The sequence below is a fragment of the Corallococcus sp. EGB genome (genome assembly GCF_019968905.1).
Taxonomy (GTDB): domain Bacteria; phylum Myxococcota; class Myxococcia; order Myxococcales; family Myxococcaceae; genus Corallococcus.
The window spans coordinates 7,620,094-7,643,537 of sequence record NZ_CP079946.1 but is presented as its reverse complement, the minus strand read 5'-3'; the positions used below and the strand labels follow the sequence as shown (position 1 = coordinate 7,643,537).

Here is a 23,444-nt window from a genome sequence, read left to right as displayed (position 1 = left end):
CGCGAAGGACCCGTGAGGGGCCCTCCGCGGACCGGGAGGGTTCCCGGCTACTTCCAGGGCCGGGAGATGACGCAGGCGTTGATGCCGCCCACGCCCATGGACAGCTTGCCCGCGCAGCCCACGGGCGCCGCCACCTCTTCGTTGAAGACGAAGCGGCCGTGCACCTTGGCGATCTGCTTGTTGAGCTCCGTGGAGGCGAGCGGCGTGGGGAACACCTTGCCTGCCTCCGCGCCCAGGTACTGCGCGGTGAGCTCCCAGCCTCCGCCCGCGGACATGCCGTGGCCGAAGGTGCCCTTGCGCGCGGTGATCAACACGGACTCCGGCAGCACGTCGCGCAGGTTCTGCACCTCCAGGAAGTCGCCCGGGGTGGCGGTGGCGTGCAGGTCCCAGCTGCCCACGTCCTCGGGCTTGCAGCCGGCGGCGCCCAGCGCCTCGCGGATGGCCAGGGTGGGGCCTTCCTTGGACGGGGTGATGATGTGGTCCGCGTCCGCGGTGACGCCTACGGCAACGGGCTCCAGGCCCAGCGCCTTGAAGCCCTTCTGCGTGAAGTGCTCGTAGTCGCCCACCACCCACACCACCGCGCCACCGGCGATGTGCGTGCCGCGCAGCGCGGTGAGGGGCTTGGACACTGCGGCGTCCGCGGAGATGACGCGCGCGTTGTAGAAGCCGCCCACCACCAGCGGGTTGGGCGCCGCGTCCGTCATGCCCAGCACCACGGCCTTCGCCTCGCCCAGGCGGATGGCGTTCATGGCCAGCTTCAGGCCGTAGCCGAAGGACGAGCACGCGGCCACCGGCGCGAACGTCATGCCGGTAATCTGGCCCAGCATGGACACCTGGGACGCGGGCGTGTTGTGGATGTTCCACAGCACGTTGGAGGACACGGCGTTCCACGGCGGCTCGGGCGCGTTCCACTTCTTCTGCAGGCGCCCGTTGCGCGTGCGCTTCTCCTTGATGACGGCCAGCTTGGCGGACTCCACGTCGCCCTCGTCGGGCACGCCAATGGCTTCAATCTCGCGCAGCTCCTCCAGGTACTCGCGCAGCTCCGGCGAGCGGCCGGCCCAGAAGTGCCACCAGTCGTCCTCCGCCTTGTCGCGCTCGGCCTCCTCGATGGTGGAGGGCTCCGGGGGCAGGCCGGGCAGGGGCTCGCGCGTCTCGCGCCACTGGCGGAGGGCGCCGTTGCGCTCCGGCGAGGCCCAGAAGCGGTCCCACCGGCGCTGGGCGCGGTAGAGGTCCAGGGAGATGTTCTGGATGGTGGGCAGGTCGCCCAGGCCGGTGCCCACGTAGACGTGGGCCTTCGTGCCCAGCTCCTGGAGCTCCTTCTCGATGCCCGGGTTCTGCGACAGCGACTGGATGAACGCGCCGATGGCGTACTGCGTGGGCTGCCCCATCTTCCGCTCCAGCTGGGAGAAGCGGTTGGCGGGGAAGCGCTCATCGATCCACGGCTTGTACGCCGCCAGGTCGAACTCGGGCGTGCCGACGAGGAAGTTGTCCGGACCGAAGCCGTTGAAGGGGGTCAGCCAGGTTTCGGATGAAGCGAGGTTCCTGGCGAAGGCCTCGATGTTGGGGGAACGCGGGGCGACCACGCCCCAGCCGAAGATTCCGACTCTGCGCACGGGTGTTTCCTCCGCCGCCCGGGGGAAGGCTACAGCGGCTGGATCTTGAGGTTGTCGAAGTGGACGCGCGTCTGCCAGCCGGAGAAACCGAAGTACTGGTTCCGGGGGCCGTAGAGGGGGGACGCGTCCTGGAGGGTCAGGAAGGGCTTGCCGTCCACTTCCCACGTCAGCAGGCCATCCCGCCGCGTGATTTTGAAGTGGTAGCGCTGGCCGGGCACCACCGCGGCGCCGTCGCGCACGGCGCGGTCGTTGGTGTGCTCGTGCTGGCGGGCGATGATGGACTGGGTGTTGCGCCAGCCGCCGAAGATGAAGACGTAGCCGGTGGCGGTGTACTGCAGGCGCGGGTCGCCCGCGTAGAAGGAGCGGCCGTCGCCCCACGCCTCCACCTTCATGTCGCCGTCGGGGCTGTCACCCCAGGCGTCGAACTCGATGACGGCGTTCTGGGGGATGGGCTTCTTCAGCCACACCGGGCGGTTGCCCAGGCCCTGCACCACGAGCGCCCCGTCCTCCAGCTTCACCGCGCTGGGGTGGGTGACGTTCCACGCGTCGCCCAGCGTGTCGCGGTTGAAGTCGTCCTCGGAGGGGCCGGGGGGCAGGACGGGCTCCTGCTTCGCCACCAGGGTGGCGGGCATGGAGTCCGGCGTGCCCACGCGCAGGTTGTCGAAGAAGAGCTGGGACTCCCAGCCGGACAGCCCCAGCCGGTCCTGGCCCTTGCCCTTCAGGGGGAACGGGTCGTCCAGCTCCGCCACCAGCTGGCCGTCGATGGCCCACTTGAGGACGTTGCCGCGCCGCTCGACGCGCCAGTGGTACGTGCGGCCGGACTGGATGGGGGCGCCCACGCGGGACTCCACGCGCACCCGGGTGTCCTTCTTGAAGACGCCGGTGGCGACGAGGTCCGCGCCCTGGCCGCCGCCCTTCTCCGCGATGCGCGCGGCCCTGCGCTGGAGCGCTTCCAGGGCGGGGGCGTTGATGTCCTTGCGGGCGAGGACGGACAGGCTGTTGTTCCACCCGCCCTGCACCAGCACGTAGCCGGAGGCCGGGTCGCGTCCGTTGCCGAACAGCTCCACCCGGATGTCGCCCTCCGGATACTCGGGGCGCACGTCGAACTCCACCGCCACGTCGTCCGGCAGCGCGGCCTGGAGCCACAGCGGGTTGTTCTTGGGGGCGGGGCCCAGCAGCTCCCCGTTGGTCACGCGCCAGTAGGCGCCGGTGGAGAAGAAGTCGCGCGCGACGACGCCCGGGTCGTTGAAGGACTGCTGGTAGGGCACCGTCGCGGTGATGTCCGCCTGGCCCCGGAAGAGCGCGTAGTGGATGAGCGGGAGCTGGATGAAGGCGACGGCGCCCGCGAGGATGGCCCACCCCTTGCGTCCCATGCCGGCGGGCTTGCGCCACGCTTCATGGGGAACGGCCGGCTGGGAGGCCTCCGGGGAAGACGGGACGGCGGCCGCCGGCGGCGACCCGTCCTGCTTCTGCGTGTCCTTGTCCTTGCGGCTGGCCTGGCCCATCGATGCTCGAGGAGGGGAGGGAGAAAAGCCGGCGGAATCTACGCCCCGGCCCCCCCGGCGTAAAGGATTGCCGGGACAGGGGTTACTTGACCCCCCATCGCTTCTCGAGCGCCTGCTGCTCCGCCAGGCGCTGCTTCAGCCGCTGCTTCTCCGCCTTCTGCTGCTCGGACTCCTCCGGCGAGGGGCGGACCGCGAGCTGGTAGACACTGCCCGCCAGGGCGAAGAGGAGCGCGGCGATGATGACGCCCCAGGGGCGGCTGGCCACCGCCTCCACCACGCCCCCGAACTGGTGCAGCGCCGCGAGCGCGCCAATCACCAGCAGCCACGCGCCCACCGCCGACGCGACGATGCCGCTCACCTGGTGGTGGAGGAAGGCGCCCACCAGGCCGCCGATGATGAAGCCCGGCCCGAAGCCGAGCAGGAAGTCGGCGGGGCCGGCGATCTGCCCCGCGAGCAGCCCCAGCGGCACGCCCACGCCCACGAAGGTGATGGCGGGCGGAAAGAGGAAGCCCAGCGCCATCAGCGCCGAGGCCACCAGCGTGGGCAGGCGCGGGTCCAGCTCTCCCATGTTCAGCCGCAGGGTGACGGCCGAGGTCCACACCAGCCCCAGCGCCGCGCCCACCGGGCCCGCCACGACGCGGAAGAGCTTGCCGCCCCCCGCGAGCAGCAGCACCAGCCCCACGAGCGCCACCACCCCACCCACCCACATGGGCAGCATCCGGTAGATGCCCACCCAGCCGGAGGGGTTGTAGGACTGATAGGACTTGAGCGCCATGAGGAAGCCTTCCATGGCGCTCCATCCTAGCGGCAACGGCCGTCAGGAATAGCGGGTCAGGGCGAGCCCCAGCAGCACCGCCAGGATGACCGCTCCCAGGAGCGCGTAGCCGTAGAGCGCTCGAGGCGTGGCGGTGGCGCGCAGCAGGTCTTCCGCGCGTTCGCGGTCTTCCGGAGAGGGGCCTCCCGCGAGGATGCGCCGGGCGTCCTCGCGGGCGCCGGCCACGTCACCGGCGTCCTTGCGGGCCCAGGCGGCGCGCACTTCATCGGAGCCGGGAGCGGCGCCGGGGGCCGTGGAGCCGCCGCCGGGCGCCGGGGGCGTCTGTCCGCCTTTCGCCATGGGGCGCGTCTATACCAGGGAATGCAGGCACCCGCCGACGGTATAAGCGGGTCCCCATGCCCGTGCGGTCCCTCTCGCGTCGAAACCTCCTGCTCGCCACGTCCGCGCTCGTCCCGCTGCTGTCCCGGCGTGCGGCGGCGTTCGGTGAGAAGAGCCGCTTCATCCCCGCCGTGGCCCGGCACGGGGGCCGCTGGGATGGCCGGCTGTCGGGCCTGCGCCGGCTCGCGTGGGAGCTGCAGCGGCGCACGTCCGTGGAGGTGGTGCCGGATGCGCGGCCGTTCGCGCTGAGCAGCCCGGACCTCTTCGAGTATCCATTTCTCTACTTCGGGGGGGACGGGGCCTTCCCGGCGCTGAGTGACGCGGAGGTGTCCAACCTGCGCCGCTACCTCACCTATGGCGGCTTCGTGTTCGGGGACGCCAACGACGGCAGCGACGGGGACGGCTTCGACGCCAGCTTCCGCCGGGAGATGGCGCGCGTGCTGCCGCAGAGCCCGCTGAAGGAGGCGCCGGGCACGCACGTCGTCTTCAAGTCCTTCTTCCTCCTGGACGCGGCGCCGGGGCGCCTCTTGCACAAGCCGCTGCCGCTGGTGGCGAGCGTGGGCAAGCGCGCGGCGGTCCTCTATTCGCAGAACGACGTGGCGGGCGCGTGGGCCCGCAGCGAGTCCGGCGACTACGAGTTCGACGTGTCCCCGGGCGGCGAGCCGCAGCGTGAGCTGGCCATCCGCCTGGGCATCAACCTGTGCATGTACGCGCTCTGCCTGGACTACAAGGACGACGCGGTACACCTGCCCCTCATCCTCAACAAGCGGCGCTGACCCTCCTCCTCGCGCGCACGACCGAATGAACGCCCCGTCCTTCAACGCGTGGAAGCTCGTCAGCCTCTCGCCGCTGCCCGTCTGGGCGCTGGTGCTGTTGGGCGTGGGGCTGGTGCTGGGCATCGCGCTGGCGGCGTGGGGCGTGCGCCGCGAGCCGTCCCGGGGCCGCAAGCTGCTCCTGTGGGGCCTGCGCCTGGGCGCGGGCGTGGCGGCGTTCTTCTTCCTGGTGGAGCCGGGCATCCGGCACCTGCAGGTGGCGCGGATGAAGAACCGGGTGGCGGTGCTGGTGGACCGCTCGGCGTCCATGAACTTCCCGTCGGAGCCGGGCGGGCCCACGCGCAGCGCGCAGGTGGCGGCGTTCCTGGAGAAGGCGGCGCCCACGTTCGCGTCCTGGCAGGACCGCTTCACGGTGGAGGTGTACGGCGTGGATCCGGAGCTGGCGCCGGTGACGGCCGCGCAGCTCGCCCAGGAGCCCGCGCGGGCGGGCTCGACGGACCTGCTCGCGGCGCTCAGGTCCGCGGCGTCCGGAGGGCAGGGGGCGCGCAAGCTGTCCGGCGTGCTGTTGTTCAGCGACGGCGCGGACAACGCGGAGCTGAAGGCCGGCGCGGTGGGCCGGGCGCGCGCGGCGCTCTCGGATTTGGGCGTGCCGGTGTCCACGTTCCTGGTGGGCCAGGAGGCGCTGAAGGATTTGTCGGTGGAGGGGCTGAAGGTGGATGACTTCGCCTTCGTGCGCAACTCGCTGACGGTGGAGGTGGAGATCCACGGCCGCGGGTTCGGTGGCCAGGACATCCCCGTCGTCTTGAGCCAGGAGGGCAAGACGGTGGCGAGCAAGCTGGTGAAGATGGCCACCGACGACGACGTGAAGCCGGTGTCCTTCACCTTCACGCCGGACCAGACGGGCCGCTTCGTCTACACGGTCACGGTGCCCACGTTCCCGGACGAAGCGGTGAGCGACAACAACAGCCGCTCGTTCACGCTGAAGGTGATTCGCGACCGCGTGCGCGTGCTGCTGGTGGTGGGCCGGCCGTCGTGGGACGAGCGCTTCCTGCGCGGGCTGCTCAAGCAGGACGCGAACGTGGACCTGGTGTCGTTCTACATCCTGCGCACGCTGTCGGATGACCCGGGCGTGTCGAACGAGCGGGAGCTGTCGCTCATCCCGTTCCCCATGGAGGAGATCTTCGACACGAAGCTGCACACGTTCGACGTCGTCATCTTCCAGAACTTCGGCTACTCGGATCCGTCGCTGTCCATCGCGGAGTACGAGCGCAACCTGGAGCGCTACATCCACGAGGGCGGCGCGTTCGTGATGATTGGCGGCGACAGCGTGCTGGGCGAGGGCCGCGCGGCGATGCCCACGCTGATGGAGGCGTTGCCGGTGGAGGCGGCCGGGCCCGCGAACGCGGAGCCGTTCAAGCCGCGGCTGACGCCGGAGGGCCTGCGCCACCCGGTGACGTCCATTGGCACGGGCGCGGCGAGCACGGAGGGCGCGTGGAGCGAGCTCGCGCCCATTCCGGGCGCGAACCTGACGCGGGCGCGGCCGGGGGCGACGGTGCTGATGGACCACCCGTTCATGACGGTGGACGGGAAGAACGCGCCGCTCGTGTCGGTGTGGGACTACGGGCGGGGGCGGGCGATGGTGGTGGCGACGGACGCGACGTGGTCGTGGGCGTTCACGGCGCACCGGGAGGGTTCGCCGAGTCGTGCGTATGACCGCTTCTGGGGCAACGCGCTCCGGTGGCTGGTGAGGGATCCGGACCTGACGACGCTGAAGGTGACGGCGGATCCGCCGTCGGTGGAGCCGGGGCGTCCGGTGGGCGTGGTGGTGCAGGCGCGGATGGCGGACTACCAGCCGGCGGAGGGCGCGCAGGTGCGGGTGGAGCTGTTCTCCGTGGCGACGCAGAAGCCGGTGGCGGTGCAGACGGGCACGACGGGAGCGGACGGCGTGGTGCGGCTGGAGTTCGCGCCGCCGGCGCCGGGGCCGTACAAGCTGCTCGCGTCCGCGAAGAAGGGGGAGACGGACCTGGGCAAGGGCGAGGACGCGGTGGCGGTGCGCGCGGTGGGCCCGGAGCTGTCGGACGCGTCGGTGCGGCCGGAGCTGATGGAGCAGATCGCCAGCGTCACGGAGGGCAAGGCGTTCAAGCTGCCGAAGGACGGGATGCCGGACGTGCCGCTGTTGGATCCGCCAGTGGTGGAGGTGGGGCGCGCGAAGGACCAGCCGCTGTGGGACCGCTGGTACTACCTGGTGGCGCTCATTGCCCTGCTGGGCGCGGAGTGGTTCGCGCGGCGGCGGTTCGGGTACGTGTAGCCTGTCGGTGAAGCGCTTGATTCACGGGTGTGCCAGGGGCTGCCTCGAGCCATGGCATGGCGCGGGGATGCGAGCGAGAGACGCTGAAGCGGAGTGAGACCGGCCGATGCCTGACGCACAGGCATCGGCCGTGACGCGCGTGACTACTCCGCCTTCTCCACCACGCCGCAGGCGATGCGGCCGCCGGCGTCGCCGGTGGGGTCCGTGTGGTAGTCGTCCAGCTTGGCGTGGACCACGACGGCGGAGCCGTCCTTGTCGAGCAGCGACTTCACCTTGAGGTCCGGGATGATGACGTCGAACTGCACCTTGCCGTCCTGCCCGACGTGGAGGTTCGGCATGTCACCCGCGTGCTGACCCTTGGGCGACAGCGCGCCGTGCTGCTTCTTCGTCGGGTTGAAGTGGCCGCCCGCCGTCTTGAAGTCCGGCGCGTCGCACTTGCCCGTCTCGTGGATGTGGAAGGCGTGCTCGCCCGGGGGCAGGTTCATCAGCGCGCCCCGCACCAGCACGCCCCTGGGCGCCTGCTCCATCGTCACCTCGCCCACGTCCTTGCCCTGGGCGTCCTTCAGCGTCGCCTTCACCGTCTCGCTCTTCTGGGGAGCGGGCTTCGCGCCCGCGTCCGCGGGGGCCGGCGTCCCGGCGTCCTGGGCCAGGGCGGGCGTGGAGAGGAGGGCGGCGGCAACCAGCAGGGAACGGATCGTCATGTCTTGAAGGCTCCAGGGATGGGGTGACCCAGCGCGCGCACACTACCCGCCGCCCCTGCTCCCCGCTGGAGAATGTCCACCGCCACACGCGTCCGGTGATGGGGAGTCATCACTCCGGCAGCAGGCCGTCCAGCGGCACCGGCACCACCCGGGACGCCCCGAACGCGGGCGCCCAGACACGCTGCACGGACGTCCCGTTCAGGAATCGCACCACCGCGCGGAACGCCGCCTCCGGCCCGCCCAGGCCCTGCGCCCACGCGATGCCCCGGGGCGACAGGTTCGGCACCGGCGGGCCCAGGGCGTCGCGGGACCTGGCGCCCCGGGTGATGCCCAGCCCCTCGTCCCGCACGCGCTGGGGCACGTACAGCGGCGCGAACCGCGCGTGACGGTGGTCGTGCACGCAGCCGGGCTCCTCCAGGAGCGCCGCGGACAGGGGCAGCTCGCGCACGTTGAACAGGAGCTTCACCGCTTCCGCGTGCGGATCATACGGACCGCGCAGCCGGTGGTCCCCTCGGGGAATCAGGCGGCGGTCCAGGTAGCAGAAGGCCTTCGTCTCCGGAGGCAGCGCGCCCCGGTGCCTCGCGCCGCCGTAGCGGAAGAACGGGCGCACGTGGTCTGCGTCCACCTCCAGCGCCGGCCCCTGCTTCAGCGCGCGCAGCTTGGGCAGGAGCGCGGGCTCCAGGCCGTGCGCCTTGGCGAAGTCCTCCACCGTGTCCTGTGTCGCTTCGCAGAAGGCCTGGAGCCGCGCGAGCAGCCGCTCCCGATCCGCGTCCACCAGCAGCTCGTCGAAGCGCGTCTTCACCCCGGGCAGGCTCACCGGGATGAGCGTGGTGAGCAACTCGCCCCGCGCGCGCCAGTCCGCGTCCAGCGCGGCGGCCTCCTGCGCGATGGGGGAGAGCCGCCACTCGGGGGGCTCGGGCGTGAAGCACTGGCCCACGCCCTTGCGCTCATAGCGGGGCGAGGGCATGTCGGCTCCGGACTTCGACGTCCACACCGTGATGCACGTGCGCACCTGCGTGCCCGTGAAGATGCCCGGGCCCAGGTCCACCACTTCGCGCAGATGGAGCGCTTGCAACAATGCGTGGCGCAGCGGCGCGTAGATGAACGACTCCAGCAGGCTCGCGGGCGTGATGAAGGCCAGCACTCCCGGGCGCGCCGTCAGCCGCTTCATGGCGACGAGGAGGAAGAACGCGAAGTCATCGCGGAGGCTCGTGCCCGGCGGCATCTCCAGCGGCACCAGTGCGCGCAGCCTCGCGTAGCAGGCCGCGTCCTTCAGCACCGCCGACGTGCCGTTGTAGGGCGGGTTGCCCACCCATAACTCCGCGTGCCCCTCCGGCGTCCCGGCGAGCAGCGGCTCCAGCCCGTCCCGCAGCGCATCCCCCACGCGCACCTCCGCGCCCGGCACGCGGGCCTGGCACAGGCGCGCGACGCCGTCATCCAGCTCCAGCCCGCACAGCCTCGCGTCCGGTCGGTGCCGCGCGGCGGCGGCGAGGAAGGCTCCGGCGCCACAAGCCGGATCCACCACCGTGAGCGGCCTGTCGCCGACATGCGCCAGCGCGAGCGCGAGCGTGCGCTCCACGATGGGCGCGGGCGTGTAGAACGCGCCCACCGCCTTGCGGTCGATGCCGGGGAACTGGTGGACCAGCAGTTCCTCGTCCAGCTCGGGCGTGTCGATGGCGCGGGCCATGCGCGGCCATCCTAGACAGATTCACCCGGGGGGCCGCGAGGGGGCCCCGTCCAAGGCCGCGCCGCAGCGTTTGCAATCGCGCGCATCCAGGTCATGACCCTGTGCGCCACAGCCCGGACACGCCTGGGGATTCAGCGGCTGACGCGGGGCGGTGGCGAGCTCCACCGACACGCCGTCTTGGGCGTGAGGTCCCCGAAGCCCACCATCGGCATCGTCACGATGGCCCGGTTCACAGGCCGCGCAGCTTGGGCGCATCCCCCTTGGGAGCGTTCAACAGCGTCCCTGGCCCCTGGACCCGGGGCTGCATTGCCCGCGGCGGCTCCCGGTCCAACGTTGCTGGCGGTCCTGTCCCTGGCGCGGAGCGGCTTTGGGCGCATGCTGCGAATCCTCGACGTCATCCCCGTGAAGCTGCTGGCCCTGATAATGATGGGCCTGCTCTTCCTGTGTCTGGAGATCGGCTACCGGCTCAGTCACCGGAAGCAGGGCCTCGGCGACGTGTCGGCGCTCCAGGCGTCAGTGCTGGGGCTGGTGGCGCTCCTGCTCGCATTCTCCTTCTCCATGGCCGAGGAGCGGTACTCGCTGCGCCGCTCCCTCGTGGTGAAGGACTCGAACGCCATCAGCACGCTCTACCTGCGCATCGGCTTTCTTCCCGAGCCCTCGCGCGGCCAGATGCGCGCCTCGCTGCGCCGCTACATCGACGTGGTCCTGGAGGGGCACGAGGCCGCGAATGAGCCGGCCCTCTTCGCGAAGAAGTTCCAGGAAGCGGAGTCGCTCCAGGCGGGGCTCTGGTCGCGGCTGGAGGCGCTGGCGCCCCAGGTGCAGGCCCCCGTGCTCCTGCTCGTCACCCAGGCGATGAACGACGTGTTCGACGTCGGCGACGAGCGCGTGGCGGCGGCCCACAACCTCATCCCGACCTCCATCTTCGTCCTGCTGCTCGTCGGGATGCTCGGCTCCGGGGTGCTTCTGGGATACCAGCCGGAGGCGCGCGTGCGCGGGTCTCTCTCCTGGTTCCTGTTCGTGGTCATCCTGACCGCCGTGATGTTCACCCTGCTGGACCTGGACCTCCCCACGCAAGGACGCATCCGCGTGGACCAACAGCCCCTGCGCTCGCTCCAGGAGCAGCTGCGCACCCATCCCTGATGCGCTGCGTCCCGGGAGGGCGCGTGACCGTCCTGGCAATGGGCGCGGGGGTCGTCCGTTCAAGGGGCATGCGAACCTCCAAGGACCTTCCGAAGCGCGCCGTCTCTTCTGTCCTGGGGCTGGGCCTGTCGCTGGCGGCCCTCCCTGCCGTGGCGGACGAAGCACCCACGCCCCAGGCGGTGATGCGCGAGGCCCGCCGCGGCGTGCTCAAGGACGGCATCGAGAAGGCCGGAGCCGTGCGCATTGGCGGCATCGACCAGTGGATTTCCGTGCGCGGGCGCCACAAGGACAACCCGCTGCTGCTCTTCCTGCATGGCGGGCCGGGCTACACCGCGCTGCCCACCGCGTACTTCTACCAGGGGGAGTGGGAGGAGTACTTCACCGTCGCGCACTGGGATCAGCGCGGCGCGGGCAAGACCTATGCCCTCACCCCCGTGGACAAGGTGAAGCCCACCTTGACCGTGGACCGCATGGTGGCGGACGCGGAGGAGGTGGTCGCGTACCTGCGCAAGACGTACGGCAAGAAGCGCATCGTGCTCGTGGGCCACAGCTGGGGCACGGTGCTGGGCGTGCGGCTCGTGCAGAAGCACCCGGACTGGTTCGACGTCTACGTGGGCATTGGCCAGGGGGTGGACGTGCCGAAGAACGAGGTCCTGGGCTACGAGGCCACGCTCCAGGCCGCTCGCGCGGACGGCAACAAGCAGGCCATCGCGGACCTGGAGTCCATGGCCCCGTTCCCGGACCCGAAGGACCCCGCGCGCACGCTGGCCAACCTGCACAAGGAGCGCCGCTGGCTCTCGTACTACGAGGGCCACGGCTGGCGCGCGCCGGACTGGCACGGCGCCGAGGTCTGGCGCTACAGCCCCGACGTCACCGACAAGGACATGGACGCGCGCGACGAGGGCCTGGACCTGAGCCTCGCGGCCTTCTGGGAACCCATCACCCAGCTGAACCTCACGAAGGAGAACCGCTTCGCCGTGCCCGTCGTCTTCTTCCACGGCCGGCACGACCGCACCACGTCCGCGCAGCTGTTGGACTCCTGGTTCACCACCGTCCAGGCGCCGTCGAAGAAGCTCGTCTGGTTCGAGGACTCCTCGCACATGGTGTTCCAGGAGGAGCCCGGCAAGGTGCTCGTGCACCTGGTGACCGACGTGCTCCCGCTCACGCGCGGGAAGTGACGACGGAAGAAGAAAGGCGGAACCCGAGCCCCTTTGGAAACTCCCGGGTTCCGCCCTGTCCTCCACGCCGAGGATGAATCCGTGGAAGACGGCCGAGCAGCCTCAAACCTCTTGCGGAGCCTCTGGAACGCCCGGGGGCACCGCGCCCGCGACGCCCGCGGGGACCGTCACCGGGGGCGCCACCCCCGCGCCCACGTGCATGCGGTGCTCCACCTCCGCGAACCGCGCCGCGGCTTCCGCCTCCGGCGCCAGCAGCGACACCACCCAGCCCACCACGAAGGACAGCGGGATGGTGACGAGCCCTGGGTTCTTCAGCGGGAAGAGCGCTGACGCGTTGCCCAGCAGTTCCACCTGCACCGTGGGCGACAGGACGATGAGCACCACCGCGCTGATGGACCCGGTGAGCATGCTCGCCACCGCGCCCCTGGTGGTGAAGCCCTTCCACAACATGGAGAGGAGCAGCGCGGGGAAGTTCGCGCTCGCCGCGATGGCGAACGCCAGGCCCACCATGAAGGCCACGTTCTGGTTCTTGAAGATGACGCCCAGGATGATGGCCAGGATGCCCAGCGCGAGGCTGGCGAGGCGCGCCACCTTGAGCTGCTCGGCTTCTGGCGCGTGGCCCTTGCGCACCACGCTGGACCACAGGTCGTGGGACAGCGCCGCCGCGCCTGACAGCGTCAGGCCCGCCACCACCGCGAGGATGGTGGCGAAGGACACCGCGGAGATGAAGCCCAGGAAGCCCGTGCCGCCCAGGGCCTCCGCCAGCATGGGCGCCGCCATGTTGCCGCCCTTGTCCACGCCCACGATGGCCTGGCGGCCCACCAGCACGGACGCGCCGAAGCCGAGGATGAACGTCACCAGGTAGAAGAAGCCGATGAGGCCCGTGGCGTAGAACACGCTGGTGCGCGCCGCCTTCGCGTTGGGCACCGTGTAGAAGCGCATCAGGATGTGCGGCAGGCCCGCCGTGCCGAACATCAGCGCCAGGCCCAGGGAGACGGTCTCCAGCGGGTTGGACACCAGCTTGCCCGGCGCCAGCGCCTCCGGCCCATAGCGGTTCACCGCCTCGCTGAAGAGGGCGGAGGGGCTGAACCCGAACTGCCACAGCACCGCCACCGCCAGCGCCGTCGCGCCGCCCAGCAGCAGCACCGCCTTGACGATCTGCACCCACGTGGTGGCGATCATCCCGCCGAAGAGCACGTAGAGGATCATCACCGCGCCCACGATGACCACGGCCGTCTCATACGAGAGGCCGAAGAGCAGGCGGATGAGGTTGCCCGCGCCCACCATCTGGGCAATCAGGTAGAAGACGACGACGGTGAGCGTGCCCACCGCGGCGGACAGCCGCACCGGGGTCTGCTTCAGGCGGTAGGCCACCACGTCCGCGAAGGTGTACTTGCCCAGGTTGCGCAGGGGCTCCGCGATGAGGAAGGTCACCACCGGCCAGCCCACCAGCCAGCCCACGGAGTAGATGAGCCCGTCGAAGCCGGACGTGGCGACGAGCCCCGCGATGCCCAGGAAGCTGGCGGCGCTCATGAAGTCGCCCGCCAGCGCGAAGCCGTTCTGTCCGGCGCTGATGCCGCCGCCCGCGGCGAAGAACTCGGACGTCGTCTTCGTCTTGCGCGCGGCCCAGTACGTGATGGCCAGCGTGATGCTGACGAAGAGGAGGAAGAAGACGATGGCCGTGGTGTTGGGCTGGCCAATCCGCGTGCCCGGGGTCGTGGGATTCATGGGAACCTTTCAGCGGCGCAGCGCGTCGAGGGCGCTGTCGTATTTGCGGTTGGCCCAGCTCATGTAGACACCCGTCAGCACCCAGGCGAAGAGGATGGTGAGCGCCCCCAGCACGATGCCGACGGACAGCCCCGGCACGAACTGGTGCCCCATCAGCGGCCGGTTGAAGGCCACCAGCAGGATGAAGCCCAGGTAGGCCACCAGCATCGCCACCGTCAGCGCGCCGGCCACCCGCCAGCGCTTCGCGGCGAGCGCCTTCAACGCCTCGTCCTTGGAATTGCCGTGCATCGGTGTTCCTCCTTGCGAAGCGTGAAAGGGACCGCGTTCAGCGGCGGGCGTCCGGGGGCAGGCCCTTGGCGAGCAGCTCCTCCAGCACGGCGGGGTCCGCGAGCGTGCTCGCGTCACCCAGGTTCTCCGTCTCGCCGCCGGCGATCTTGCGGAGCATCCGGCGGAGGATCTTCCCGGAGCGCGTCTTGGGCAGGCCCGACACCAGCACCACCCGGTCCGGCGTGGCGATGGGGCCAATCACGTGCCGCACCTGTTCGCGCAAGCTGCCCACCATCTTCTCGTCCGGGGTGCGCACGAAGTCCGGCTTCACCGTGACGAAGGCGCACACGCCCGTGCCCTTCAGGTCATGCGGGAAGCCCACCACCGCGGCCTCGGCGACGGCCTCGTGGGCGACGAGCGCGCTCTCCACCTCCGCGGTGCCCAGGCGGTGGCCGGACACGTTGAGCACGTCGTCCACGCGGCCGGTGATCCAGTAGTAGCCGTCCTCGTCGCGGCGGCAGCCGTCGCCGGTGAAGTACAGCGGCAGGAAGCGCGCGTAGTACGTCTCCACGAAGCGCGAGTGGTGGCCGTACAGCGTGCGCGCCTGGCCCGGCCATGAGCGCGCGAGGCACAGGTTGCCGCTGACGCCGTTGCCCGTGAGCTTCTTGCCCTCCTCGTCCACCAGCACCGGCTCCACGCCGAAGAAGGGCAGGGTGGCGCTGCCGGGCTTGCACGGCGTCGCGCCCGGCAGCGGGGCGATGAGGATGCCGCCCGTCTCCGTCTGCCACCAGGTGTCCACCACGGGGCAGCGGCCCTCGCCCACCACGTCGTGGAACCAGCGCCAGACCTCCGGGTTGATGGGCTCGCCCACGCTGCCCAGCAGGCGCAGCGACCTGCGCGAGGCCCGGGTGACGAAGCCGTCGCCCTCCTTGATGAGCGAGCGCAGCGCGGTGGGCGCGGTGTAGAGCGTGGTGGCCTTCAGGTCGTCCACCACCTGCCAGAGGCGGCCCGCGTCGGGCCACGTCGGGGTGGACTCGAAGAGGACCGTGGTGGTGCCGGTGCTGAGCGGGCCATAGACGAGGTACGAGTGGCCCGTCACCCAGCCCACGTCCGCGGTGCAGAAGTGCACGTCGTCCGGCTGCGTGTCGAAGATGTAGCGGAACGTCGTGTTCGCGTAGACGAGGTAGCCGCCCGTGGTGTGCAGCACGCCCTTGGGCTTCCCGGTGGAGCCGGAGGTGTAGAGGATGAAGAGCGGGTCCTCCGCGTCCATCCACTCCGCGGGGCAGACGCCCCGGTGCTTCTTCACCTCTTCATCCAGCCAGTGGTCACGTCCCTCGCGCATGGGCACGTCCCTGGGCGTGCGGCGCGCGACGAGCACGGAAGTCACCTCGGACAGGCCGTCCAGGGCCTCGTCGGTGATGGCCTTGGTCGCCACGCTCTTGGGGCCGCGCGGGCCTTCATTGGCGGTGATGACCACCTTCGCGCCCGAGTCCAGCACGCGCTCGCGCAGCGAGTCCGCGGAGAAGCCGGCGAACACCACCGAGTGCACCGCGCCGATGCGCGCGCACGCGAGCAGCGAGTACACCAGCTCCGGAATCATGGGCAGGTAGATGATGACGCGGTCGCCCTTGCGCACGCCGTGCGCCTTGAGCACGTTGGCCAGGCGGTTCACGTGGTGGGCGAGGTCGCGGAAGGTGATGGTCTCGTATTCGCCGGGCGTGTTCTTCGCCCAGAGGAGGGCGGCCTTGTCCGGGCGCGCCTTCGCGTGACGGTCCACGCAGTTGACGGTGACGTTGAGCTTTCCGCCCACGAACCAGGCGAAGTCGGCGGCCTGTTCGTTCACCTCGCGGATGGACTCCGGCGGGTGGAACCAGGTGAGCTGCCGCGCCTGTTCACCCCAGAAGGACTCCGGGGCGTCGAGGCTCTGGCGGTAGAGGCGCTGATACTCCTCCAGGCTCTTCACGTGCGCGGTGCGGCGGAAGGCTTCCTGGGGCTGGAAGAGCGAATCCGTGTCGGTGGCCATGGAGGAGTCCTCAGTAGAAGAGCTGGAGCTGGGCGGTGCCGGTGATGCCCGTGGTCGTGTGGGCGATGTTCCCCACGCGCGACACGGCCACCTCCGTCTTCAGGTTGAAGGTGTGCTTCTGGAACCAGAGGTTGAGGCCGGGGCGGAACGTGAGCAGGTCCTGCGCGGTCACGCGTCCGTTGAAGTACTCGCTGGAGAAGACGGGCTCGACGCTGCCGAAGCGGTAGCCCAGCTCCACGAAGAAGCCGGTGCCGCTGCGCGTGTTGTCGAAGCCCTGCTGCCAGGAGAAGACGTTGCTCTGGAAGACGAACTCCTGGTCGTTGCCCAGGGGCACGTCCAGGAACACGTCCGCCGCCACGGCCACCGCGGAGTGGATGCCGGAGGCGGTGGCGATGGCGCCGTACTGGAAGTCCCCGCCCAGGCCGAACGACAGCATCGGCTGGTCCGTGAAGTAGATGCCGCGCAGGAACTGGTCGTACTCGTGGCCCCAGACGTTGTAGCGCACGTTGGCCACGGCGCGCGGCAGGTCGTCCGCGTTGACCACCTGTCCGTTGTCCAGCTTCGCGCCCTCCACGCCGTTGAGGATGGCGGCGCGGTACGCCCAGGGGCCCGCGTAGCCGCGCACCTGCACGCCCATGTCGCGCCACACCTTGCCCACGCCTGGCGGGTAGCGGATGAGGTCGGAGTGGAAGTCCACCGTGTTGAGCGCGACGGCGCCCTGCAACACGTGGTGCGACAGCGGCGCGAGGAAGAAGCCCGCCTCCACGAAGGTCTTCCCCGGGAACTCGTAAGAAATCGTCGCGTCCTGGATGTAGAAGGCGACGTTGTAGTCGCCGTTCTTGCCGAAGTTCGGCTGGTCCGTGTCGATGAAGAACGTCAGCTTCTTCGTGATGGAGCCGAAGACGAGCAGCCGCACGCGGCGCAGGAAGAAGTCCGTCCCCACGCCGCCCGTGGGCGCGCCGCCCTTGACGAGCTGCATCTGCGGCTGCAGCAGCACGTCCACGTTGAGGACCGAGTCCTCGGAGAGCTGGATCTTCCCCGCGGCCGCCGGAAGCGCCGCCAGCAGGGCCGTGAGCACCAACAACCGCGACAGGAGAGGGAGGACGGGGGGCATGGGTCCCCGTCCCCTGAGCAACGCCCGTTCCACCCGGACACGCTCCGGGTTTCAGGACCTTGGGGGTTGGCTCGCCGCGTCAGGATGTGGCGGAAGGTGACAGGGCGTTACCGCCCGTAACGATTCGTGCAGCGCGTCGTAACACCGGGGTGACGGTTCGTTTCCTCCGGTGTGGCTGCTCACCGCGGCGCGGCGAGCGTGCGTGCGGGCGGCGTGGGCTGGGGCGGGAGCGAGTCCGGGAGGGTGACGGGGGACTGCTTCGCCAGACGCCAGGGCGTCTGGGCCTCGCCCCGGCGCTGCGCGCGGACGCAGCGCCACAGCTCGTTGGCGTAGGGCAGCGCGAGCGTGGCCACGATGGCGCCGAGGATGCCCTTGAGGTAGCCGCCCGGCAGTCGCTCCTTCTTGAGGCGCAGCCGCCACTTCCCCTTGCGGCCGCCCGCGCCCCAGATGGCGAGGAACTGGTCCCAATGCAGACAGATCATCGAAGACACGGCCATGAAGGGGAGCACCTCCAGGAAGCTGTGCGTGTGCTGTTCGCGCGGGAGCACCTGACGCTGGTGGTTCGTGGCGTAGGCCACGTCCCAGAAGGCAGTGGCTTCGTGCACCAGCGTATGGCCCAGCATGAGGGAGAGCGTGAGCGGGTTGATCTCCAGCACCAGCCCCATCACCACGGGCACGCCGACCTCGGACATCATCAGGCAGTGGATGAGGGACTCGCCCGCGCCGCTGGTGTGTTCGATGTCCGTCTTCTTGTGCCACACCCAGTCCACCACCCCGGGGATGAGCCAGGCCGGCAGCATGAAGTAGAGCAGGAAGCGGCGCGTGGCCGTCTCCACGTCCGTGGCCTTGGGCGACAGGTCCATGCGCGGGCGGCGCAGGTAGCCGCGCGCGGCGCGCTCCAGCCGCAGCATCCGGGCGCGCCGGCTCCAGGGAGTGGTGACTTCGCGGAACAGGGAGATGCCGGCCATGCGCGCTCCTGGTCTGGGCCCCGGGGGGGGCGTGTCGCACTGGAAGCTGCGCACGCGCCCCGGGCAGGACAGGGAGGCCCGGGCCGCCAGCCGGGCCCTGGCCTCTCTGGCGTCCTATGACTCGTAGAGGGAGACGTCGCACTGGGTGCTGACGAACTGGCACTGCATCTCCTCCGCGGAGCCGTTGACGAAGAAGTAGAGCGTGTTGCCCGCGTCCGGCGAGGAGAGCGTGCAGTAGAAGTTCTGCTTGCACTGCCAGAGCTTCCCGTTGGCGTCCTCGAACTGGATCCACCAGTAGTCGTGGCCGACGGCGCCGGTCCAGAAGATGACCTGGAAGGGAGTGCTGGTCGCGTTCTCCGCCAGCGAGGGCCAGTTGCCCTGCTGCTGGTATTCGGGGTTGTTGCTGTAGCGGTGCCGCAGCGTCACGTTGGTGATGGTGGCGCCCCAGTGGTTGACGACCACGGCGTTGGCGGTCTGCTGCGTGGACTGCGGCGCGCCGACCTTCGCGGTGGAGCGCGTCTTGTCAGGGGAGAGGCGGGTATCGAAGCCGGACAGCGGCTGACCATCGAGACCGAGGCGGGTAGGGCTGCACATGAGGTGTTCTCCTGGACCACCGGGGTTGGCGTTGTGTCGCCGGTGGACGCCAGGACCCATGAGCAACCGCCGTGCCTGGGGCCCCTCCCTCTGGAGCGGGGCGCGGGGGCGGGCCTTCGACGGATATCGACGCGTCGAAGCGGGGGCGCGTCGACGCGTCGGGCGCCTCAGGCGCGGGTGCGGGGGATGCCCAGCCGCTGGCGCTTCTCCCAGAGCGTCTTGCGGCTGATGCCCAGCCGGCGCGCAAGCTCCGTCTCGCCCATGCGGTCCTGGTGCTCCAGCACGAAGCGGCGGAAGTACTCCTCCATGGAGTCCGGCGAGCGGGGGTCCTCACTGGCCGGGACGGGCGGGAAGTCCGTCTCCTCCAGCGCGGGGGGGCCGCTGTCCGCGCCCGGTCCGCCGGGGGGCTCCAGCGCCAGCAGGTCGGCGGTGATGAGTGGCCCGTCCGCGAGGATGACCGCGCGCTCGATGGCGTTCTCCAATTCGCGCACGTTGCCGGGCCACGGGTGCTGGGCGATGGCGGCCAGCGCGTCCGGAGACAGCGACGCGGGTGGGCGTCCGATGCGGCGGCTGGCGCGCTCCAGCAGGTGCTTCGCCAGCGCGGGCACGTCCTCGCCGCGCTCGCGCAGGGGCGGCAGGCGGATTTCGACGACGCGCAGGCGGAAGTAGAGGTCCTGGCGGAACAGGCCCTCTTGAACGCGGCGGGGCAGGTCGCGGTGCGTGGCCGCGAGGATGCGCACGTCCACCTTGCGCGAGCGCGTGGCGCCCACCCGCCGCACCTCGCCGTCCTGGAGCATGCGCAACAGGCGCGCCTGCGCGGGCGCGGGCAGTTCTCCAATCTCGTCCAGGAAGAGCGTGCCGCCGTGCGCGGCCTCCACCAGGCCCGCGTGCGCGGCCTGCGCGCCGGTGAACGCGCCCTTCTCATGGCCGAACAGCTCGCTCTCCAGGAGGCCCTCGGGGATGGCGGCGCAGTTGACCGCGACGAGGGGCCCTTCCGCGCGCGGGCTCTGCGCGTGGACGGCGCGGGCGACCAGCTCCTTGCCGGTGCCGGACTCACCGAGCACCAGCACGGTGGCGGCGGACGGGGCCACCTTGCGTACGCGCTCGAACACGTCGCGCATGGCGGGGGAGTTGCCCACCATGCCGCCCGGATACCAGGTCTGCTCCACCTCGCGCTTGAGGGCGGCGTTCTGCCGGGTGAGGCGGCCCTCGCGCAGCACGCGCTCCACCTGGAGCAGCAGCTCGTCGTGGTCGAAGGGCTTCGCGATGTAGTCCACCGCGCCCAGCTTCATCGCGTCCACGGCGGACTTCACCGTGGCGAAGCTGGTCATGATGAGCACGGGCACGCCCGGACACAGCGCGATGATGTCCGTGCCCGGCGGCCCGGGCAGCCGCAAGTCGGAGATGACCAGGTCGAAGGCGTCGAGCGCGTGCCCGGCGGCGGCCTCCGGCACGGCGCCCGCTTCCGCCACGTCGTGGCCCGCGCGGGTGAGCAGCCGTCGCAGCTCCGTGCGGATGATGGGTTCGTCCTCGATGACCAGGATGCGGCTCATGCGGAGGCCTCCTGCTTCAGCGTTTCCGCGCGGGGCAGGGTGAGCGTCACGCGGGTGCCGCCGCCCTGGCGGCCCTCGATGCGCAGCGCGCCGCCGTGCTCGCGCACGATGCCCTCCACCAGGGGGAGGCCCAGGCCGGTGCCTTCGCCGGGCTGCTTGGTGGTGAAGAACGGCTCGAAGATGCGTTGCGACAGCTCCGGGGCGATGCCGTGCCCCCGGTCCTCCACCTGGATGCGCACCTGGTCTCCCGAGGCTTCCGCCCACAGCTCCACGCGCGAGCCCGCGGGCGACGCGTCGATGGCGTTGGTCAAGAGGTTCACCAGCACCTGCTCCAGCCGCTGCGCGTCCCCGCGCACGTCCAGCCCTTCTGGACTCTGGTGCGTGCAGGCCACGTCGCGTGCCTTGCGCGACAGCCGGGCCAGCTGCGCGGCCTCCGCGAGCAGCGGGCCCACCGCCACGCGCGTGAAGGGCCGGGACTCGCCGCCCACGGTGCCCGCGTGGCCGAAGCCCACGAGCGCCCGGACGATGGCGTCGATGCGGCGGCACTGCTGGAGGATGAGCCCCACGCGCTCGCGCACGGCCTCCGGATCCTCCAGCTCGTACTTGAGGTTCTGGCTGATGCTGGCGATGGCGGTGAGCGGGTTGCCAATCTCATGCGCCACGCCCGCGGCCACGCGGCCCAGCGACGCGAGCCGGTCCTGGTGCGCGAGCCGCGCGTCCACCGCCTTGCGCTCCGTCCAGTCCTCCACCAGGAACGTCATGCCCGTCTCCCCGCCGCCGGCCCCCTCCGCGGGCGCCAGCCGCGAGCGGTGCAGCCGCAGCGAGCGGGGCCTGCCGCCCACCGTGACGCGCGCCTCGTCGTCGCCGCTGGGGGCCCGCGCGAGCTCCGAGAACAGGGGCCCCCAGGGCTCCGGTAGCCGGGCGAGCGGCTGCCCCCGCGCGGAGTCCATGGGCACGCCGGACAGCGCCTCCAGCGCGGCGTTCCAGATGACGACCTCGCCGTCCGGGCCCATGGCGCACACGCCCAGGGGCAGGTCCTCCAGGATGCGGTAGAGGTAGCGGCGCACGACCTCCAGCTCGCGCAAGGGGCCGCGCATGTCGCGCGCGTCGCGCAGCCGCTCCTCCACGAAGCGCAGCTGATCCGCCAGGGCCGTGCGCGCGCCCGGGTCCAGCCGCAGCGCTTCCCCCACCGCGAGCCGCGCCAGCACCGGACCGATGAGGCCGGAGAGGTTGCGCTCCACGCCGTCGCGCAGGCGGCGCAGCTCCGCGGGGCGGCGCTCGTCGGGGGACAGCTCCAGCGCCTCGCGGGCGCGGTCCACCTCCGCGGCGGCCACCTGCGCGCCCAGCACGGGCTCCAGCTGCCGGCGGAACTCGTCGGGCGAGCTGGCCGCCACGCTGCCCTCCGCGAGCCCCGGCGCCTCGCGCGCGCACACCCGCGCGGCCTCCCGCTCCTCCGCGGACTGGCGCGTGGTGAGCGACACCGCCACGAAGCACAGCCCGTTGAGCGCCAGCGAGGTGAAGGTGGCGAAGCCCCAGGGCTCTTCCGCGCTGAAGCCCAGCTTCACGGAGAGCTGGTTGGTCCACGCCACCAGCGAGGGGGGCTCCCACAGCGGGGCCAGCAGCGTGAGGGCCCACGTCGTGCCGCCCGCGAAGAGCCCCGCGAGCAGCCCCGCGCGCGTGGCCTTGGGCCAGGTCAGGAGCCCCAGCACGCCCGGCGCGAACTGCGCGGTGGCCACGAAGGACACGAGCCCCAGGTCCACCAGGCCCGTCGTGCGCGTGTCCAGCAGCCGGAAGAAGCCGTAGCCCGCGAGGATGACGGCGGCGATGAGCACGCGCCGGGCCCACAAGAGCCACCCGTAGAGGTCGTCCCGCCCGCGCGCGGTGCCCAGCGGCAGCACCAGGTGCGTGAGGCACATGGGCGCGAGCGCCAGCGTGGTGACGATGACCATCGCGCTCGCCGCGGACACGCCGCCCAGGAAGGCGATGAGCGCCAGCAGCGGCGCGCCCTTCGCGGCGGGCACGGAGAGGACGTGGAAGTCCGCGGGCCAGGGCAGGCCCAGCGCCTCGCCGGACCACAGCAGCACGGGCACCGCCACGTTGATGAGCAGCATCAGCAGCGGGAAGGCCCACGCGACGGTGGCCAGCCCGTCGCGCTCCGGCGCCTCGGTGAAGGCCACGTGGTACTGCCGCGGCGTGAGGAAGGCGGCGATGGTGGAGAGCACCAGGAGCGGCGCCCAGGACGCGTCGCGCGCGGGGCGCTGGAGCGCCTCCACCGCCTCCGGGTGGCGGGTGAGCCAGGCATCGAGCCCGCCCAGGCCGCCGAAGACGGACATCACGCACCAGCCCGCGACGATGAGCAGCGCCAGCAGCTTCACGCCGGACTCGAAGGCGATGGCCAGCATCAGCCCTTCATGCCGTTCGCGCGGAGCGGGGTGGCGCGCGCCGAAGAGGAGGGAGAAGACGATGAGCACGCCGCAGAAGCCCGGCCCCACCAGCGCGGGGGCCGCGGCGGGGCTCAAGAGGCGCGCGGACTCCACGACGGCGCGAATCTGGAGCGCCAGGTAGGGCAGGCTGCCGGCCAGCGCGAACAGCGTCACCGCCGTGCCCGTCACCTGGCCGGGGTAGCGGAAGGCGAGCAGGTCCGCGAGCGACGTGAGCTGCAGCTCGCGCGTCAGCCTGAGCAGCGGGCGCCACAGCACGGGGGCCAGCAGGCACGCGAGCGTGAGGCCCAGGTAGATGCCCAGGTAGCGGAAGCCGTGGCGGGCCGCGTAGCCCACGCTGCCGAAGTAGGACCAGGACGTGGCGTACACGCCCAGGGCCAGCGCGTACGTCAGCGGGTGCTGGGTGATGCGGGAGGAGATGCGGCCCTTCTCCGCCGCGTAGGCCACCAGGAACAGCGCGCCCAGGTAGGCCACGGAGGCGATGACGAGCGGGCCCAGCCCCAGCGTCATGGACGCAGGCTCCGGTGCGCCACCCATCCGCCCAGGGCGATGACGCCCAGCCACACGACGAAGGGGAGCGCGGCGGGGGCTCCTTCCGCCAGCCACAGCCGGCGCAGCGGCGAGCCGAACAACAGCACCGCCACGGCGAACACCAGCAGCGACGGCATGGCGGGAGGGTCCGCGGGAGGCCGCGACAT

At 71.2% G+C, this 23,444-nt stretch carries 20 protein-coding genes; 5 read left to right on the top strand and 15 right to left on the bottom strand.

Going from position 1 to position 23,444, the window contains the following annotated elements; translation table 11 throughout:
* Positions 1-47: 47 nt before the first annotated feature.
* The 4 genes from KYK13_RS31010 to KYK13_RS30995 form a co-directional block, all read right to left on the bottom strand.
* Positions 48-1,613: a beta-ketoacyl synthase N-terminal-like domain-containing protein gene (locus KYK13_RS31010; RefSeq protein ID WP_223637090.1), complete on the bottom strand. Its 1,566-nt coding sequence runs from the start codon at positions 1,611-1,613 to the stop codon at positions 48-50.
* A 29-nt stretch (positions 1,614-1,642) separates the two neighbouring features.
* A complete protein-coding gene (locus tag KYK13_RS31005; protein ID WP_223637087.1) occupies positions 1,643-3,118 on the bottom strand; it encodes a hypothetical protein in 1,476 nt (491 codons plus the stop codon).
* Between the two features lie 82 nt (positions 3,119-3,200).
* Positions 3,201-3,908 carry a hypothetical protein gene (locus tag KYK13_RS31000; RefSeq protein WP_223637084.1) on the bottom strand — a complete coding sequence of 236 codons (708 nt, stop codon included), beginning with the start codon at positions 3,906-3,908 and terminating at the stop codon, positions 3,201-3,203.
* Between the two features lie 27 nt (positions 3,909-3,935).
* A complete protein-coding gene (locus KYK13_RS30995; protein WP_223637081.1) occupies positions 3,936-4,232 on the bottom strand; it encodes a molecular chaperone DnaJ in 297 nt (98 codons plus the stop codon).
* Positions 4,233-4,288: 56 nt separating this feature from the next.
* Here KYK13_RS30995 and KYK13_RS30990 point away from each other — a divergent pair, with 56 nt between their 5' ends.
* Both KYK13_RS30990 and KYK13_RS30985 read left to right on the top strand, forming a co-directional pair.
* The gene (locus KYK13_RS30990) at positions 4,289-5,047 is read left to right on the top strand and encodes a DUF4159 domain-containing protein (protein WP_223637078.1); all 759 of its coding nucleotides are present in this window, start codon (positions 4,289-4,291) and stop codon (positions 5,045-5,047) included.
* Positions 5,048-5,072: 25 nt separating this feature from the next.
* Complete coding sequence (locus KYK13_RS30985) at positions 5,073-7,352, top strand: glutamine amidotransferase (protein WP_223637075.1); 2,280 nt, start codon at positions 5,073-5,075, stop codon at positions 7,350-7,352.
* A 143-nt stretch (positions 7,353-7,495) separates the two neighbouring features.
* Here KYK13_RS30985 and KYK13_RS30980 read toward each other — a convergent pair whose 3' ends face one another.
* Positions 7,496-8,053 carry a superoxide dismutase family protein gene (locus tag KYK13_RS30980; RefSeq protein ID WP_223637072.1) on the bottom strand — a complete coding sequence of 186 codons (558 nt, stop codon included), beginning with the start codon at positions 8,051-8,053 and terminating at the stop codon, positions 7,496-7,498.
* A 109-nt stretch (positions 8,054-8,162) separates the two neighbouring features.
* Positions 8,163-9,740, bottom strand: coding sequence for an N-6 DNA methylase (locus tag KYK13_RS30975; RefSeq protein ID WP_223637069.1), 1,578 nt, complete (start codon positions 9,738-9,740; stop codon positions 8,163-8,165).
* 375 nt (positions 9,741-10,115) lie between these two features.
* Between KYK13_RS30975 and KYK13_RS30965 the strand changes: the two genes are divergently transcribed.
* Positions 10,116-10,880 carry a hypothetical protein gene (locus tag KYK13_RS30965; protein WP_223637066.1) on the top strand — a complete coding sequence of 255 codons (765 nt, stop codon included), beginning with the start codon at positions 10,116-10,118 and terminating at the stop codon, positions 10,878-10,880.
* A gap of 68 nt (positions 10,881-10,948) precedes the next feature.
* The gene (locus tag KYK13_RS30960; protein WP_223637063.1) at positions 10,949-12,058 is read left to right on the top strand and encodes an alpha/beta fold hydrolase; all 1,110 of its coding nucleotides are present in this window, start codon (positions 10,949-10,951) and stop codon (positions 12,056-12,058) included.
* 102 nt (positions 12,059-12,160) lie between these two features.
* Here the strand turns inward: KYK13_RS30960 and KYK13_RS30955 are convergent, their stop codons facing one another.
* From KYK13_RS30955 to KYK13_RS30935, 5 genes are all read right to left on the bottom strand, one after another.
* Complete coding sequence (locus KYK13_RS30955) at positions 12,161-13,786, bottom strand: sodium/solute symporter (RefSeq protein WP_223637060.1); 1,626 nt, start codon at positions 13,784-13,786, stop codon at positions 12,161-12,163.
* Between the two features lie 9 nt (positions 13,787-13,795).
* On the bottom strand, positions 13,796-14,074 hold the full coding sequence (locus KYK13_RS30950) for a DUF485 domain-containing protein (RefSeq protein WP_223637057.1): 279 nt from the start codon (positions 14,072-14,074) through the stop codon (positions 13,796-13,798).
* Between the two features lie 37 nt (positions 14,075-14,111).
* The gene (gene acs, locus KYK13_RS30945; protein ID WP_223637054.1) at positions 14,112-16,076 is read right to left on the bottom strand and encodes an acetate--CoA ligase; all 1,965 of its coding nucleotides are present in this window, start codon (positions 16,074-16,076) and stop codon (positions 14,112-14,114) included.
* A 10-nt stretch (positions 16,077-16,086) separates the two neighbouring features.
* Entirely contained in the window at positions 16,087-17,190 is a 1,104-nt protein-coding gene (locus KYK13_RS30940) for a hypothetical protein (RefSeq protein ID WP_223637051.1), read from the bottom strand.
* 179 nt (positions 17,191-17,369) lie between these two features.
* Complete coding sequence (locus KYK13_RS30935; protein WP_223637048.1) at positions 17,370-18,158, bottom strand: hypothetical protein; 789 nt, start codon at positions 18,156-18,158, stop codon at positions 17,370-17,372.
* Between KYK13_RS30935 and KYK13_RS38945 the strand changes: the two genes are divergently transcribed.
* Positions 18,157-18,285 (top strand): hypothetical protein, encoded by a 129-nt coding sequence (locus tag KYK13_RS38945; RefSeq protein WP_255654061.1) that lies wholly within the window; start codon positions 18,157-18,159, stop codon positions 18,283-18,285. The genes KYK13_RS30935 and KYK13_RS38945 overlap by 2 nt on opposite strands.
* Here KYK13_RS38945 and KYK13_RS30930 read toward each other — a convergent pair.
* The 4 genes from KYK13_RS30930 to KYK13_RS30915 all read right to left on the bottom strand — a co-directional run bounded on the left by KYK13_RS30930 (position 18,273) and on the right by KYK13_RS30915 (position 23,414).
* Complete coding sequence (locus KYK13_RS30930) at positions 18,273-18,752, bottom strand: hypothetical protein (RefSeq protein WP_223637046.1); 480 nt, start codon at positions 18,750-18,752, stop codon at positions 18,273-18,275. The genes KYK13_RS38945 and KYK13_RS30930 overlap by 13 nt on opposite strands.
* A 167-nt stretch (positions 18,753-18,919) precedes the next feature.
* The gene (locus KYK13_RS30925; protein ID WP_223637044.1) at positions 18,920-20,305 is read right to left on the bottom strand and encodes a sigma-54 dependent transcriptional regulator; all 1,386 of its coding nucleotides are present in this window, start codon (positions 20,303-20,305) and stop codon (positions 18,920-18,922) included.
* A complete protein-coding gene (locus KYK13_RS30920; RefSeq protein WP_223637042.1) occupies positions 20,302-23,256 on the bottom strand; it encodes a sensor histidine kinase in 2,955 nt (984 codons plus the stop codon). Before KYK13_RS30920 ends, KYK13_RS30925 begins: the two co-directional genes overlap by 4 nt.
* A complete protein-coding gene (locus tag KYK13_RS30915) occupies positions 23,253-23,414 on the bottom strand; it encodes a hypothetical protein (protein WP_223637040.1) in 162 nt (53 codons plus the stop codon). Before KYK13_RS30915 ends, KYK13_RS30920 begins: the two co-directional genes overlap by 4 nt.
* Positions 23,415-23,444: the final 30 nt, after the last annotated feature.